Origin of the sequence: Nocardia sp. NRRL S-836, assembly GCF_001279525.1 — a bacterium.
GTDB lineage: Bacteria > Actinomycetota > Actinomycetes > Mycobacteriales > Pseudonocardiaceae > Lentzea.
The window spans coordinates 1-15918 of the sequence record NZ_LGDY01000138.1 but is presented as its reverse complement, the minus strand read 5'-3'; the positions used below and the strand labels follow the sequence as shown (position 1 = coordinate 15918).

Genomic DNA, 15918 nt, shown 5'->3' with positions numbered 1-15918 from the left:
GGCGGTCGTCACCCCGCCGGCGGGCAACCGGCCGGGCGGCCGTCCTCCAGGGTCAGCTTGAGCCCCAGCGCGACGGACTTCGCGGCCAGCTGGCGGCGTTGCACCTCGCGGAGGGCGTCGCGCGGGCTGAACGCGCCGGTGGGCGGGTCGGCGCGCAGGAAGTAGTGCAGCAGGGTGCCGTCGAGCATCGGCTCCAGCCACACCTCCATGGTGCCCACGAGCGCGCCGCCGACGGTCCAGCGCAGTCCCTCGTCGCCGCGGTCGGCGTAGACGGACAGCTCCAGATCCGGCCAGAAAGACCGCCACGACGACGGCACGGAGAAGGCTGCGGCGACCACACCGGGTGGCACCGCCAGGAAAGTCTCGTCGACGACGTCCACGCTGGCCATGGGGTCAAAAGGTAACGGAAGGGCGTACCAACCTTTGTATCGCCGGAATCACACGCTAAGTTTCCCCACCAGTAACAAATCATCGTACGGAGGTTGACGTGCGCGAGTTCAGCGTCCCCGCCACCGCCGCAGTGGCTCCGGAGGAGAACCTCACCGACATGGTGTGGGCCAACGCGGAACGCTTCGGCAACGCCGTCAGCTTCCGCAGGCAGGTCGACGGCACCTGGGTGGACATCACGGCACGTGACTTCGCCGCGCAGGTCATGGCCGTGGCCAAGGGCATGATCGCGGCCGGCATCGAGCACGGCGACCGCATCGGCCTGGTCTCCAAGACCCGCTACGAGTGGTCGCTGCTCGACTTCGCCGTCTGGGCGGCGGGCGGCGTGGTCGTGCCGATCTACGAGACGTCGTCGGCCGACCAGATCGAGTGGATCCTGTCCGACTCCGGCGCCAGGGCGGTGTTCGTCGAGACCTCGGCGCACCGCGGGCTGGTCGACGACGTCGTCGGCACGCTGCCGGAGCTGCGGCACGTGTGGCAGATCGAGGGTTCCGCGCCCGCCGTCGACGAGCTGACGGCGCTGGGTGCCGAGATCACCGACGAGCAGGTGCACCAGCGCCGCGGGCAGGTGAAGGCCGACGAGACGGCGACGCTCGTCTACACCTCCGGCACCACCGGCCGTCCCAAGGGCTGCACGCTCACGCACCGCAACCTGCTGTCCGAGGTCCGGTCCGCGCTCGCGCGGTTCCCGGAGATCCTCACGGCCGGCAACTCGCTGCTGCTGTTCCTGCCGCTGGCCCACATCCTGGCGCGCGCGCTGGCGCTGGCCTGTGTGTACTCGCGCGCCACGCTGGGCCACACCGCGGACGTGAAGAACCTCGTCGGCGACCTCGGCCAGTTCCGCCCGACGTTCGTCGTCGCGGTGCCGCGCGTGTTCGAGAAGGTCTACAACGGCGCCAAGCAGAAGGCGCACGCCGGCGGCAAGGGCAAGATCTTCGACGCCGCCGAGGCCACCTCGGTCGCCTACAGCGCCGCGCTGGACGACGGCGGCCCCGGCCTGGGGCTGCGGATCAAGCACGCGGTGTTCGACAAGCTGGTGTTCTCGAAGCTGCGGGCCGCGCTCGGCGGCCGTGCGGTCGCGGCGGTCTCCGGTGGCGCGCCGCTGGGTGACCGGCTGTCGCACTTCTTCCGCGGCGCGGGCATCCCGGTGTACGAGGGCTACGGCCTGACCGAGACGTCGGCGGCGGCGTGCGTGACGTTCAAGGGCCAGGAGAAGGTCGGCACGGTCGGCCTGCCGGTGCCGGGCACGTCGGTGCGCATCGCCGAGGACGGCGAGATCCTCGTCAAGGGCGACATCGTCTTCACCGGCTACTGGAACAACGAGGCCGCCACCAAGGACGCCCTGGAGGACGGCTGGTTCCACACCGGTGACATCGGCGAGCTCGACGACGAGGGCTTCCTGCGGATCACGGGCCGCAAGAAGGAGATCATCGTCACCGCCGGTGGCAAGAACGTCTCCCCCGCGCAGCTCGAGGACCGCATCCGGGCGCACCCGCTGATCTCGCAGTGCATGGTCGTGGGCGACAAGCAGCCGTTCATCGGCGCGCTGATCACCATCGACCCGGAGTTCTTCCCGTCGTGGAAGGAGTCGCACGGCAAGCCGGCCTCCGCCGAGGTCCCCGACCTGATCGAGGACGCCGACCTGCTGGCCGAGATCCAGGCCGTGGTGGACGAGGCGAACAAGACGGTGTCCAAGGCCGAGGCGATCCGCAAGTTCCGGGTGCTGCCGGTCGACTTCACCGAGGCCGGTGGCGAGATGACGCCGTCGCTGAAGCTGAAGCGGTCGGTCGTGGCGAGCACGTACGCCTCCGACATCGACGCGATCTACGCGAAGTAGGACTCCTCCGAACAGGCCCTGAACAGCGCGAAAGGCCCAGGAGTTCCGAGAGGAGCTCCTGGGCCTTTCGACCCCCAGCGATCGTGATCCGCGACGTTCCGCGGAACCCGAGAAGTTTGTTGCCCCGGCCCCCCGACCGGGACGTGTAGAAGATTGCCGGACGGCGCTGACGTATCGCTGACGCGCCGATGTCACTCGGCGACAGCGCGCTAATAGGCTGTCGGGAACACGGGGATCATCGGCGGTGGGTCGTCTGGCGCGCGAGGGGAAGGCAATGGCTTCGGGTCCGCAGTTCCGGCTGCTCGGCCCGATGGAGGTGCGCCTGGACGCCGCGACGGTGGTGGTGCTGCGCGCGGGCAAGCACCGGGCGCTGCTGGCGGCGTTGCTGCTGCGGCCCAACCGCGTGGTGCCCGTGACGGAACTCGTCGAGCACGTGTGGGGTGACGCACCGCCCGCGCGCACGCGTGGCACGTTGCAGACGTACGTGATGCGGTTGCGCGCGGCGCTGGGCGACCCGTCGCTCATCCAGACCGCCGCCGACGGCTACCGGATGCGGGTCGACCCGTTGGCCGTGGACGTGCACAGGTTCGCTGACGCGGCGGCGCGCGGCAGGGCGGCAGCGGCGGCGAACGACCTGGTCAGGGCACGGAAGTCGTTCGCGGAGGCGCTGGAGCTGTGGCGCGGGCCGGTGCTGTCGGACGTGCCCTCGGAGACGTTGTACTCCGAGCACGCGCCGCGGCTGACCGAGCTGCTGATGACCGTGCACGAGCAGCGGGTCGACGTGGAGCTGGCGCTGGGCAACCACGCCGACCTGGTGCCGGAGCTGTTCACGCTGACGCGCGACCACCCGCTGCGGGAGCGGTTCTGGGCACAGCTGATGCTCGCGCTGTACCGCGGCAGCCGGCAGGCGGAGGCGCTGGAGGCGTTCCGGCAGCTCGACCGGACGCTGGACGAGCAGCTCGGGATCGACCCGTCGGCCGAGCTGCGGGCGTTGCACCAGGCGATCCTGGTGGGCTCCCCGGAGCTGGCCGCGCCGGTGGCCGAGCGGGGACCGGACCGCACGCCGTCGTCGCCGATGCGGTTGCCGGCCGACACGGCGGACTTCACCGGGCGGGCGTGGCACGTCGAGCGGATCACGGCGCTGATCACCGGGGCGCTGGGCAACGCGGTGCCGATCGTGACGCTGGCGGGGCCGCCGGGGGTGGGCAAGACGACGCTGGCGGTGCACGTGGCGCACCTGCTGCGAGACCGGTTCCCCGACGGGCAGCTGTACGTCGACCTGCGCGGGTACGCGCTGGGGCCGCCGGCGGACGGGGTGGACGTGCTGTCGCGGTTCCTGCGGGCGCTGGGGGTGCCGCCGGACGAGATCCCGCCGGACGCGGACGAGCAGAGCACGATGCTGCGGTCGTTGCTGTCGGGCCGGCGGATGCTGCTGGTGCTCGACAACGCCTCCGCGCCGGACCAGGTGCGGTCGCTGCTGCCGGGGACGGCGTCGTGCCCGGTGATCGTGACCTCGCGCGACGACCTGCGCGGGCTGATCGCGATGAACGGCGCGCGGACCGTGCCGGTGGACGTGTTCACGCCGGCGGAGTCGGTGGCGTTGCTGGCGAAGCTGCTGGGGCCCGGTGAGCACGGGGAGCTGGCCGCGCGCTGCGGGCACCTGCCGCTGGCGCTGCGGGTGGCGGCGGCGTACCTGGCCGGGCGCGACGACGTGACGATCTCCGGCTCGCCGATCGAGCTCGCCTACGCCGCCCTGCCGCCCGCGCCGCAGCGGTTGTTCCGGCTGTTGTCGCTGGTACCGGGCCCGGACTTCACCGCGGAGGCCGCGTCCGCGCTGGCCGACGTGGACGCCGAGGGCCTGCTGACCGTGCTGGCGATCGCGAACCTGGTGGTGTCGCCGGCTCCCGGCCGCTACCGGTTCCACGACGAGCTGATGCACTACGCGGCGTCGTTGCGCTCGGCGACGGACACCCCGGCCGAGCAGCAGCAGGCGTGGGCGGCGCTGCTCAACCACTACGCGCGCGGCGTCGAACGGTGCGCCGAGCTGCTCTACCCCGGCATCCTGCGCCTGCCCTCGACGGCGTCCGGCCCGGCGCCGCGGATCCCGACGCCGGCCGACGCGCTGGCGTGGCTCGACGCCGAGCGCCCGAACCTGACCGCCGCCATCCGGCACGCCGCCCAGCACGGCCCCGCTCCGATGGCCTGGCAGCTGGCCGACGCCCTGCGCGGCTACCTGTGGATCGGCCAGCACGTCGGCGAGTGGCTCGCGACCGCCCACCACGGCCTGCAGGCCGCCCAGGCGTCCGGCCACTGCCCGGCGGAGGCGGCGATGCACGCCAACCTCGGCACCCTCTACCTGCGGCTGGGCGAGTACGCGCTGTCCGTGGAGCACCACACCCGCGCCGTGGAGCTCTACCGGGCGCTGGACGACAAGGACGCCGAGGCCGGCGTGCTGAACAACCTCAGCCTGGTCTACCGCCGCTCCGGCCAGCTCGGTGCCGCCAAGGACGCCCTGCTGCGGTGCCTGGAGATGCTGCGCTCGGAGGACAGCCTCAGCAACGGCCTGTACAACCTCGGCCAGCTCGCCGTCGAGCTCGGCGAGATCGACGGCGCCGTCGAGCACTTCTCCCAGGCCCTCGCGCTGGCCCCCAACGCCGACAGCCACACCTACCTCGGCATGGCCCTGCGCCTGCAGGGCCGGTTCGACGAGGCACGCGCCCACCTGACCCGTGCCCTGGAGATCGGCAACGTCCCCGCGGGCGAGGCCGAGACCCTGGAGAACCTCGCCGCCCTCGAACTGGCCGAGGGCAACGCCGACGTCGCCCTCTCCCTGGCCACGCGCGCGCTGGCGCTGGTCGCCGACGGCGGTGACCAGCAGGTGGCGGCGTCGGTGCGGATCACGCTCGGCGAGGTCCAGCGCGCGTTGTCCGATCCCGACGGCGCCGTCGAGGTCCTCGACCAGGCCCTCACCACGGCCCGGCGCATCGGCTACGCGTCGGGCGAGGTGCGGGCGTTGATCGGGCTCGCGGTGGTGTGGCGTGAGCTCGGCCGCGATGAGGAGGCCCGTTCCGCCGCCGACGAAGCCGTCCGGCGCAGCGCTGAGCTCGGCCTGCACGCCCTGGAGACCCGCGCCCGCGCACTCAGCTGACCTCGGCGCATCGATATCAGCCGGCCTCCGGCCGACACACCGTGTCGCTCAGCCGATGAGGTTCTCGAGCCGGTGTGCGAGCTGGTCCCACCGCCAGTGCTCGCTCACCCACTCCCGCCCGGCCCGCCCCATCTCGGCGGCCATGCGGGGGTCGGCGAGCAAAGCGCCGACCTTGGCGGCGACGGCCTCGACGTCACGGCCGTCGACCACGTTGCCGGTGACGCCGTCCCGCACGGTCTCCGGCGCGCCACCGGAGCGTCCCGCGATGACGGGCAGGCCGGTCGCCGACGCCTCCAGGTAGACGATGCCGAGGCCCTCGACGTCGAGTCCGCGGCCGCGCGTGCGGCAGGGCATCGCGAAGACGTCACCGGCGTTGTAGTGGGCCGGCAGCTCCTCCCACGGCACGGAGCCGGTGAGCACGACGTCGCCGGACTTACCGGTTTCGGCGGCCAGTGCGTCCAGGGTCTTGCGGTACGGGCCGCCGCCGACGATCAGCAGGGCCGCGTCCGGCACCGTGCGCTGGATCAGCGGCAACGCGCGGATGAGGACGTCCTGCCCCTTGCGCGGCACCAGCCGCGACACGCAGACGACCACCGGCCGGTCGCCGAGGCCGTAGCGGCGGCGGATCTCGGCGCGCGCGGCCGCATTGGGGCGGTACAGGTCGGTGTCCACACCGGACGGCAGGTGTTCGAGTGCGGCGAGCGGCCCGAACGCCGCCGAGAAGCGGGACCGGGTGTAGCGGCTGACGTACGTCACGACGTCCACACCGGACCCGATGGCGCGCAACGCCTGGCTCGCCACCGGCAGCATCGACCAGCCGACCTCGTGGCCGTGGGTGCACGCCAGCGAGCGGCTCAGCCCGAGGCGCGGCGCCAGCAACGCGAGTGGCGCGGCGGCACCGAACCACGCCGCGTCGCACGACTCGGCGCGTGCGATGTCGCGGGCGCGGCGCAGCACGTCCGGGGTCGGCAGCATCAGGGACGTGGGGTGCCGCACGACCGGGAACGGCTGCTGGGCGTCGAACTCGGCGGCGCCCTTCCACTTCGGCGCGTAGACCACGAGGGCGTCGGCGGGGAGCCGGGTCGCCAGGGCGTGCAGGTAGGCCTGGATGCCACCGGGGCGGGGCGGGAAGTCGTTGGTCACCAGCAGGGTTCGGCGCACGGACCAACGCTATCCGATGGTGGCGCGCAGGAACTCGCGCCAGCCGGCGACGTCGATGGCACGGGCGTCCACAGCGGACAGCGACGCGTTCTTCAGGAAGAACTCGACCACGCCCCGGTCCCCCAGCCGCGACTGCAGGTACACCATGACCGAGTACGCCTGCTGGTAGGCCAGGTCACGGCCGGGCCCGGTGAAGTCGGCCGGCAGCCCGGTGACGTCGGCCGTCAGCAACGGCGCCGCCTCCCGCAGCGGCAGACCGGTCTCGTGGAACGCCACCCAGTCGGCGAACCCCTCCACCAGCCACAGCGGGGCCGAGTCGGAGGTCTGGTCGCGCGTCGCGACGTGGGTGATCTCGTGCCGCAGCAGCACGCCGAGCTCCAGGTCCGACAACGGCGTCGCGCGTTCGCGGTTGAGCACGACCCGTTGCGCGGCGCCGTCGCGGATCGCGATCCCGGCCATGTCCTTGAACGCCGGCCCGACCAGCGACACGAGCTCGGCGTCCGACGAGGGGATGACGACGTCGACGCGGCGCGACCAGCTCACCCCACCGCGACCGATATCCAATGTATTGGATACTGCGGCGACGGCCTCGTCCAACGCCTGCTGCACCCGCGTCGCCAGCACCTCGTCACAGGAACTGCTGGTCACGGTGCCCATCACGGCCGAGCGCGAGCTCGCTTTGCAATGGGGTGTTGTCGTCGACGGCAACTCATGAGGGCGCGGGTGCAAAGCCGCGTTGAGGCTGAGCAGGAACGTCACGGCGACGAGCACCGCCAGCACAGTCCTGAAGCGCCTCACGGGCGCACACGCTAGCCCTCGATGCGACGAATGGCCGCAATGGGCCCGATGGCGTCGATCGGTGCGATCTTCACCGGCTGTCCCTCGGTCGAAGCGTGCACAGCGCGCGCGTTGTCGACCGCCATGGCGACGTGCGACCGGCTCGCGTAGTAGACGATGAGGTCACCGGCGCGGACATCGGCGCGTGACACCGCACGGCCCACGGCGGCCTGTCCGCTGGACGTGCGCGGCAGGGCCACACCGGCGGCGGCGTACGACTTCATCGTGAGCCCGGCGCAGTCCCACTGGTCGAGCCCGGTCGCGCCGTAGCGGTACTCGTCGCCGCGCTGCTCCAGCGCGAACCGCAGCGCGATCCCGGCGGTGCCGTCCGGCACGCTGATCCGCGACCGGTCGCCCGGATCCCGCAGCTGCGACACCACCGGCGCGGGCAGCCGCGCCAGCGCCGTGCGCACCTCCGCGATCTGCCCCTGCAACGCCCGGTTGCGCGCGTCGAGGTCGGCCTTGAGCCGTTCCGCCGCCTCGGTGGCCGCGGCGGCACGCGAGCGCGCGTTCTCCGCCACCTGGTGCGCCTGCCGGGCCTTCTCCACCGCGCCGGACAGCCGTGCGAGCGAGTCGGCCTTGTCCTCGGCGAGGATCCGCATCATCTCCAGCCGCAGCAGGAAGTCCTGCTGCGAGTCGGCCACGAGCAGCGCCGACAGCTGGTTGAACCGCGCGCCCTCGAACGACGCCTCGGTCAGCAGGTCGACCTGGCCGCGGAACCCCTCCTCGTCGGCCTTCGCCTGCCGTTCGACCTGCTGCGCCGCCGCGACGTCCGCTGTCGCGCGTTCGAGCTCGGCCCTGCGCAGCACCAGGTCCTCCTGGGCGCGCAGCACCTCTTCGTTCAACCTGGTCGCCTGCTCGGTCAGCTCGGCGTACCCGCGGGCGGGATCGGCGGGCTGCGCGGCCAGCGACACCGCCGGGGCGGTGGAGAAGAGCAGCACGACAACCAGGACACCGCGGGTGAGCTTGCGCGACAGCACGTCGCCGATCCCCTTCGCGTCACACAGTTCCAAGATCGACGCGAGCAGGCTACCGCGTGACTAAACGCGACCGAGGCGGGCCAGCAACACCGCGGACGGCACCGGGTGCGCACCCCGCCGCCGCACCGAGTCGGCGACCGCGCGGTCGGACGTCACCACCACCACCGGACGTCCCTCCGGCTCGGCGGTGACCAACGCGCGGATGACGTCATCAGCGAGAACACCGGGATCGCTGAAGAGCACCCGCACGCCACGAGGGGCCGCCGCGGGCACGGCGACCACTCCGGCGCCGTCGAACACCAGCGTCACCTCGGCACCCGTGCGCGCGGCGAGCACCGCGAGCTGGTGCACGAGCCGATCCCGTTGGTCCGACAACGACAGCTCTGGGTAACCGGTCTTGGTGACGTTGTAGCCGTCCACCACGAGGTGCACCGCCGGCAACGCCAGCAGCCGGTCCAGCGCCGCCGGGTCCTCCACGCGTCCGACCGCACCCTGCGACGCCGAAGCGCCCCGCACGAGGTCCGCCGGCCGTGGCCCGGTGCCGCCCAGCGCCAGCTCCCGCCGCAGCCCCGTCACGGCGCCGTCGAGCGTGTCCACGAGCAGCGCGAGCCGCACCTCGTCCGCCTGCCGGGCCTCACGCGCCGACTGCCGCGCCACCTCGGCGTCCGCGATCGCCCGCTGCGCCTTGCCCCGCTCAGTCTCGGCGCGCTCCCGTTCCCGGTCGCGCTCCGCGGTGAGCCGCTTGACCTCCTCGGCCGTGCGTTCCCGCACGCGGTCGACCTCGGCCGCCGCCGCCAGGGCCGCGTCCTTGGCCTCCCGCAGCTTCACGCCCTGCTCGCGCAACCGCTTGCGCAGCCGTTCCAGCTCGACCTCGGCGTCCGCGCGCACGCGTTCGGCCGCGCCGTCGAGCTGGCTGCGTTCGGCGCGCAGCCGTTCGAGGTCGGCCTCCAGCCGTTCCGCGCGCGCCACCGCCGCGTCCCGCTCGGCCCGCAGCGTCGCGTCGCCGACCCGCCGTGCCACCAGCTCCACGTAGTGCGGCGCGACCTCGTCGCCGGTCAGCACCGCCGCCGCGGCGGCCGTCACCGGGTCCGGCGAGGTCACCTCCAGCGTCGAGGGCCGGTTCTTGCGCAGCCACTCCACGACGGCGGTGCGGAAGTTCGCCGAGTCGCGCAGTCCCGCCACCACCTGGGCGCCACCGAGCCGGGCGCGCTTGGTCGGCGCGAACCGCGCCACCGGCCGCAGGTGCTGCGGCACGTCGACCTTCGCCATCTCCCCCAGCGCGTCCGCGCCGAGCTCCGCGAGCCGCCCCCGCAACGGCTCCGGCAGAGCGGCCCAGTCCACAGTGGACTCACCCACCTCGTCGGCGGGCGGGTCGTACTGCGGCTCGGGCATCGGGTCTGGCACCGCTACAGGCTAGAGCCCCCGCGCTTGAGCAGCGCACGGACATCTGCGGCCTCGGGGGCACCGACTTCGGAGAAGATCTCCAGTGCCTGCTCCCACGCGCCTTCCCTACCATGCCCGAGCACCAGCAGTGAACGGGCTTCACCGAGTCGGCAGCCGTTGCGTCGATGCAGGTCAACGGCGTCTTGAGCGAACTTCAGCGCGCGGTCGAGATCACCCGGAAGATGCAACGCGGCCAGCGCCGTCAGCGCCGTGCCCTCGATCAGGCCGTATCCGTGCTCACGTGCCATGACCAGCGCCTGGTGCAGGTGTTCGGCGCGACCCGTTGCACGTCCGAGACCTGCGAGCGCCTGTGCTTCTCCGTGCCGGTAGCCGATGCGTTGGGCAACGGACACCGCACGCCGGTACTCCTCCTCTGCGCCCGGTTCGCCGAGCCGCAGCAGCACGGCGCCGATGCTGTGCCGTGCGTCCACCTCGCCACCGGGGTCGTTCACTTCGAGGGCGATCCGCAACGCCTCGCGCCCGGCCTCGACCGCCAGGTCGAACCGGCCCGCCTCGCGGTGCGCCGCCGAGACGTCGTCGAGCAGGTAGGACTCCAGGCCGCGCTGGCCCAGCGCCCTGATCTCCACCAGCGACTGCTCGAACGCGACCAGCGCCTCGTCCAGCCGTCCCAGGTCGCGCAGCGCGCAGCCGAGCTCGGCGAGCGGACGCCCGTTCTTGACGCCGATCTGCTGGTAGAGCGCGAACGAGCGCCGGTGGTGCGCCTCGGCGTCGCGCAGCCGGCCCCGCATCCAGCACGTGGACCCGAGCTGCGACAACGCGTGCGCCTCCCGCCGCAGCTGGCCCGTCTCGTGGCTGAGCTCGGCGACCTTCAGGTAGCTCTCGGCGGCGCGGTCCATGTCGCCGACCTCACGGCACACGTGCCCGAGAACGGTCAGGAACCGCAGTGTGCCCGCATGCCAGTCCTCGCGTTCGGCCAGATCGAGCGCCTGTTGCACGAACACCAGCGCTTCGCTGGAACGACCCGAGTACATCCGTGCGATGGCCTCGCTCGCGAGTACCGCTGCCTCGCCGCGTGTCTCTCCCTCTTGCCGTGCGGACGCAAGGCCGGCCTCGCGCACCACGGTCCAGCTCTCGTGATCACGGCGTGCGGAGAAGAAGTTGTGCATCGCGTCGGCCAGCCGCCACGCCGACGGGCCCGTGGCCGCGACCGCCACCAGGTTCGCCTTCTCCGCGTCCAGCCACGCCAGGGCCTCCGCCGCCGTCTCGAACGTCCGGCCGTCCACGGGCTCGAACAGCACGTCGTCGGCGACGTAGCACAGGCGCGAGGCACTGGCCGCGGAGCCGCTGTGCCACAACGCGAGCCGTGTGCGGAGCGCGTCCGTCTCCTCCTGTGTCAGCAGGTCACGCGCGTAGAGGCGCACCAGGTCGTGCAGGTGGTAGCGGTCGCCTTGGCGTTCCACGAGGTTGGCCGTGACCAGCTGGTCGAGGCCGGTGCCGAGCAGACCTGCCACCTCCGCGGTGAAGTCGTGCCCGGCGACAGCGCCCAACCGCCTGAACAACTCCTGTGCTGCTGCGGGGAGCGAACGGAACGAGAGGTCCAATGCGGCGCGAACGGCGAGACGTTCGTCGTCGTCCACCTTCAACGCCGCGAGCCTGCCCTCTTCCTCGCGCAGCTCCTCCACGAGATCCGCGACCGAGCCTGTGACGTTCGCCGCCGCGATCCGCAGCGCGAGCGGCAGGTAGCCGCACAACCGGGCCAGTTCCGGCAGCTCCGGTGCGTCGCCGAGCATGCCGCGCAGCAACGCGACGGCCTCCTCCGGCGCCATGACGTCCAGCAGCAGCGGCCACGCGTCGAGGCCGGTGAGCCGGTTGCGGCTGGTGATCACGACCCGGCAGCCCTCGCCGTCGGGCAGCAGCGGGACGACCTGGGCCGCGGTCGCGGCGTTGTCCAGCACGACGAGCATCCGCCTGTCCCGCAACAGCATCCGGTACAGCTCGCTCTGCTGGTCCAGCTGCTGCGGGAGGCGCGGCCCCGCGATGCCCAGCGCGCGCAGGAACCGCGCCAGCACGTCACCGGGCGGCAACGGCGGTGTGTCGGGGTCGAAGCCGCGCAGGTTCGCGTAGAGCTGGCCGTCGGGGAACTGCTCGGCGACCGTGTGCGCGTGGTGCAACGCCAGCGCCGTTTTGCCGACACCTGCCGTGCCGTCTATCGCGGTGATGACGACCGTACGGCCGATAGCGCCCAGTTCGGCCAACGCGGACGCACGGCCGGTGAAGTTCGGCAGGTCCGCGGGGAGCTGGTGCGGCACGACTCGCTGGGTCGGCTCCGGCGCGACGCCGCGCAGCTCGCGTGGCCGTTGCCGGTGCGGATAGCGGTCGATCAGGTCGTTCAGCTCGACGGAGACGTCCTCGCCCAGGCGCAGCCGGCGTTCCAGGCGGTCCTCGACGACCTCCAGCCGTTCTTCCTCCAGTGCCGCGCGGACGTCGCTCCACGGCGGGGCAGCGGGCAGGTCGGCGAGCGGTTCCTCCTGCCACAGCTCCAGAGCCGCTTCGAACAGACGGGCCGCTGCCGCGTCATCGTCCAGAGCGCGCGCGTTCGCGACGAGCTGGCGGAAGTGATGCAGATCAACGTCGTCGGGCCGGGCCTCCAGCACGTAGCCGTCGGCGCGGGTGGAGACCACGATGCCGTCCAGCGCCTGCCGGAGCCGGAAGACCTGCTGGTGCAACGCGTTGACGTGCTTGGGCTTCTCGTCGGCACCCCACATCGACTCGATCAGTCGCTCCGACCGCACCACGTGGCCGGGTTGCAGGGCCAGTGCGGCGAGCAGCGAACGTTGACGGATGCTGAGGGGCAGTCCGGAAGGTCCCAGGAGCGTGATCCGCACACCAGTGAGGCTAGCTCCAAAAATTGTCAGACCCCGTCGCTAACGTCAGCCGAGTGACCGGTCAACTGTCCTTCGACGAGCTGGGGACCCCGCTGCGCGACACGACGTTCGTCGTCTTCGACCTGGAGACGACGGGTGGGAGTGCCGAGCAGGACGCCGTCACCGAGATCGGCGCGGTGAAGGTGCGCGCCGGCGAGGTGATCGGCGAGTTCGCCACGCTCGTCGACCCGGAGCGCGGCATCTCACCGCAGATCGCGCAGCTGACCGGGATCACGCAGCTGATGGTGACCGGCGCGCCGCGGCTGCAGACGGTGCTGCCCGCGTTCCTGGAGTTCGCGGCCGGGGCGGTGCTCGTGGCACACAACTCCGGGTTCGACGTGGGGTTCCTGAAGGCGGCGTGCGAGCGGTACGGCTACCGGTGGCCGAAACCGCCGGTGGTGTGCACGGTGCGGCTGGCGCGGCGGGTGCTGAGCCGCGACGAGGCGCCGTCGTGCCGGTTGTCGGCGCTGGCCGACCTGTTCCACACGCAGACGCGGCCGACCCACCGGGCGTTGGCCGACGCCCGTGCGACGGTCGAGGTGCTGCACGCGTTGCTGGAGCGCGTGGGCAACGTGGGCGTGCACTCGCTGGAGGAGCTGCTGGCCTACCTGCCGGAGGTGACGCCGGAGCAACGCCGCAAGCGCTCGCTCGCCGCACACCTGCCGTCGACGCCCGGCGTCTACCTCTTCCGCGGGCCCAAGGAGGAGGTGCTGTACGTCGGCACGGCGTCAGACCTGCGGCGGCGGGTGCGGCAGTACTTCACGGCGAGCGAGGGCAGACGCCGGCTGCGCGAGATGGTGGCGCTCGCGGTGCGGGTCGACGCCGTCGAGTGCGCTCATTCGCTGGAGGCCGAGGTGCGCGAGCTGCGGCTGCTGCGCGCACACCGCCCCGCGTACAACAGGAGGTCGAAGAACCCGCACCACGCGTGGTGGCTGGTGCTGACCGACGAGCCGTTCCCCCGGCTGTCGCTGGTCCGCACCCCACGCGACGGCGCCCTGGGCCCGTTCCGCACCCGCCGCGCGGCCGAGTCGGTGGCGGACGCGCTGCTCGACGCCGTGCCGCTGCGGTCGTGCACGATCAAGATCCCGGCGACGAACCAGCGCGCCTCGCCGTGCGCCCTGGCCGAGCTCGGCCGCTGCCAGGCCCCCTGCGCCGGCCGGCAGACCGTGGAGGAGTACTCCCCCGCGGTCGTGGCGGTGCGCGACCTGGTCGTCGGCCGCAGCGCCGACCCGTTACGCGGTCTCGTGGCGCAGCTGGGCTCACTGGCCACGGCCGAACGCTTCGAGGAGGCCGCCTCCCGCCGCGACCGCCTGGCGGGCCTCGTCCGCTCCCTCGACCGCGCCCAACGCCTCGCCGCCCTGGCCGCCCTGCCGCAACTCGTGGCCGCCCGCCCGGACCGCGACGGCGGCTGGGAGTTCTCGGTCGTCCGCTACGGCCGCCTGGCCTCCGCCGGTGTCGCCCGCCGCGGCACCCGCCCGATGCCGGTGGTCGACGCCCTGGTCGCCTCGGCGGAGACGGTCATGCCCACGGCAGGCCCGCTGCGCGGCGCCCCACCCGAGGAGACCGGCGTGGTCCTGCGCTGGCTGGACCAGCCCGGCACCCGCCTGGTGTACGCGGACGAACCCTGGTCCTCCCCCGCCGGCGCGGCGGCGGCGTGGCTGCCGTGGGCCGAGCAAGCCTCCAGCGCGCGCCCGCTGACCGACCGCTGGCACTGACCCGGCTGTCCGCGAGGGGGCGGCTGGCGATGGCGGCGGGCGCACGCCAGGGGTTGAACCGCCGGCGGCGGCAGCGGGGGCGCCCCAGGAGCTGGACCGCTGGCGACGGCGGGCGCACCTCAGGAGCTGGACCGCTGGCGACAGCGGTGGGTGCATCGAACGGGCGACCGGGATCAGCGGGAGGTGAGCGAGCGACAGAGGCGAGCAGGACTGCGGGGTGGCCGGAGAGCAAGTGGCTCAGCCGGTATCCAGGCTGGAGGAGCGATGGGCCAGCGGCCGAGTCTGTGGTGAGGCCGAAAGGGGCAGCCGGGCCGGCGGCCCAGTCGGCTGGACGATGAAGCCGGACCAGGCAGGCGGGCAGGCGGGTTCGGGCTGGCAAGCGGGCAGGCGAGCGTCAGGTAGGCGAGCCGACCCGGCTGGGCGGGCGAGCGCACCGGCGACAGTGCTGCTCGTGACACACCCCCGAGCACCCGCGAACTGCCCGGAAAGAGACCCGTTCCGCCCGACTCACCACCGAGCACGCCCCTCCAGGCGCACAATCGCGATCATGAGCGACCACGGCTACGCCCTGCACCACGTCCAGCTGGCCATCCCGGCAGGCTCCGAAGACGGGTGCCGCGCGTTCTACGTCGGCGTGCTCGGCATGGAGGAGATCGCGAAGCCGCCCGCGCTCGCGGCCAGGGGTGGGTTGTGGGTGCGGGCGGGGGCGCTGGAGCTGCACCTCGGTGTCGAGGCGGACTTCCGGCCGGCGCGCAAGGCGCATCCGGGGATCCTCGTGGACGATCTGGAGGCGGTGGCGGAGCGGCTGGCCGCGGCGGGGGTCGAGGTGGTGTGGGACGAGAACTTCCCGGCTTTCCGGCGGTTCCACACGTTCGACAACGTGGGCAACCGGCTGGAGTTCATGAGCCCCGCATGAGCGGGGCGAGCGATGTCCTCACGCCCGCGATCAGCGGGTAGGGCAGACTACGGGGGCTCAAGTCACCCGTGCCGAGACCCCGAGGAGGACGCCGTGGTCACCGCCATCGTGCTGATCCAGGCCGCCGCCGAACGCATTCCCGAGGCCGCGCAGGAGATCGCCGACATCGACGGAGTCACGGAGGTGTACTCGTGTGCCGGTGACGTGGACCTGATCGCGCTGGTCAAGGTCAGCAAGCACGAGGACCTCGCCGCGCTGGTGCCCGGCAAGATCAGCAAGGTCGCGGGGGTGCTGAACACCGACACGCACATCGCGTTCCGCAGCTACTCGAAGCGCGACGACGAGGCGGCGTTCGCCATCGGGCTGGACGACGCGCAGTAGCCACGCGCGGCAGCAGCCTGCGCAGGCGCCACCCGAGCGTCCGGGCAAACGAAAAGCCCCCGTGAACTGGGCGCTTTCAAGGGGTCGTTGCAACAGAAGTGATCAACTGGCTTTGACCAGGAGCTTAGCGAGGCGCTCGGCTGGGTTGTCCCAGCCGAGCGTTTTGCG

General features: G+C 72.5%; 11 protein-coding genes. 5 read left to right on the top strand and 6 right to left on the bottom strand.

All coding sequences use genetic code 11. The annotated features are described in order from the left end of the window. Positions 1-8: 8 nt before the first annotated feature. Positions 9-389: a hypothetical protein gene (locus ADL03_RS37585; protein ID WP_053738399.1), complete on the bottom strand. Its 381-nt coding sequence runs from the start codon at positions 387-389 to the stop codon at positions 9-11. Positions 390-487: 98 nt separating this feature from the next. Between ADL03_RS37585 and ADL03_RS37580 the strand changes: the two genes are divergently transcribed. After that, complete coding sequence (locus tag ADL03_RS37580; protein ID WP_053738398.1) at positions 488-2284, top strand: long-chain fatty acid--CoA ligase; 1797 nt, start codon at positions 488-490, stop codon at positions 2282-2284. 274 nt (positions 2285-2558) lie between these two features. Then, positions 2559-5432 (top strand): BTAD domain-containing putative transcriptional regulator, encoded by a 2874-nt coding sequence (locus ADL03_RS37575; RefSeq protein ID WP_053738397.1) that lies wholly within the window; start codon positions 2559-2561, stop codon positions 5430-5432. Between the two features lie 48 nt (positions 5433-5480). Here ADL03_RS37575 and ADL03_RS37570 read toward each other — a convergent pair whose 3' ends face one another. Genes ADL03_RS37570 through ADL03_RS37550 form a run of 5 tightly spaced genes read right to left on the bottom strand, consistent with a single transcriptional unit; the run spans position 5481 to position 12699 of the window. Continuing rightward, a complete protein-coding gene (locus tag ADL03_RS37570; RefSeq protein WP_082373812.1) occupies positions 5481-6593 on the bottom strand; it encodes a glycosyltransferase family 4 protein in 1113 nt (370 codons plus the stop codon). A 9-nt stretch (positions 6594-6602) separates the two neighbouring features. After that, positions 6603-7391, bottom strand: coding sequence for a basic secretory protein-like protein (locus ADL03_RS37565; RefSeq protein ID WP_157529638.1), 789 nt, complete (start codon positions 7389-7391; stop codon positions 6603-6605). Between the two features lie 11 nt (positions 7392-7402). Beyond that, positions 7403-8443 (bottom strand): NlpC/P60 family protein, encoded by a 1041-nt coding sequence (locus ADL03_RS37560; protein WP_157529637.1) that lies wholly within the window; start codon positions 8441-8443, stop codon positions 7403-7405. Between the two features lie 27 nt (positions 8444-8470). Beyond that, positions 8471-9814 carry an NYN domain-containing protein gene (locus tag ADL03_RS37555; RefSeq protein WP_231642781.1) on the bottom strand — a complete coding sequence of 448 codons (1344 nt, stop codon included), beginning with the start codon at positions 9812-9814 and terminating at the stop codon, positions 8471-8473. Between the two features lie 2 nt (positions 9815-9816). After that, positions 9817-12699, bottom strand: a complete 2883-nt coding sequence (locus ADL03_RS37550) for a tetratricopeptide repeat protein (protein WP_053738393.1) — start codon at positions 12697-12699, stop codon at positions 9817-9819. A 53-nt stretch (positions 12700-12752) separates the two neighbouring features. Between ADL03_RS37550 and ADL03_RS37545 the strand changes: the two genes are divergently transcribed. From ADL03_RS37545 to ADL03_RS37535, 3 genes are all read left to right on the top strand, one after another. Then, a complete protein-coding gene (locus ADL03_RS37545; protein WP_157529636.1) occupies positions 12753-14453 on the top strand; it encodes a DEDD exonuclease domain-containing protein in 1701 nt (566 codons plus the stop codon). 547 nt (positions 14454-15000) lie between these two features. Then, positions 15001-15369, top strand: a complete 369-nt coding sequence (locus ADL03_RS37540) for a VOC family protein (RefSeq protein WP_053738391.1) — start codon at positions 15001-15003, stop codon at positions 15367-15369. A 93-nt stretch (positions 15370-15462) separates the two neighbouring features. Beyond that, positions 15463-15750, top strand: a complete 288-nt coding sequence (locus ADL03_RS37535; RefSeq protein WP_053738390.1) for an Lrp/AsnC family transcriptional regulator — start codon at positions 15463-15465, stop codon at positions 15748-15750. Positions 15751-15918 lie beyond the last annotated feature (168 nt).

Bases quoted from the DNA above. Each gene is read 5' to 3' on its own strand.
- ADL03_RS37575 (WP_053738397.1), top strand. From the start codon at position 2,559: ATGGCTTCGGGTCCGCAGTTCCGGCTGCTCGGCCCGATGGAGGTGCGC.
- ADL03_RS37585 (WP_053738399.1), bottom strand. From the start codon at position 389: ATGGCCAGCGTGGACGTCGTCGACGAGACTTTCCTGGCGGTGCCACCC.
- ADL03_RS37540 (WP_053738391.1), top strand. From the start codon at position 15,001: ATGAGCGACCACGGCTACGCCCTGCACCACGTCCAGCTGGCCATCCCG.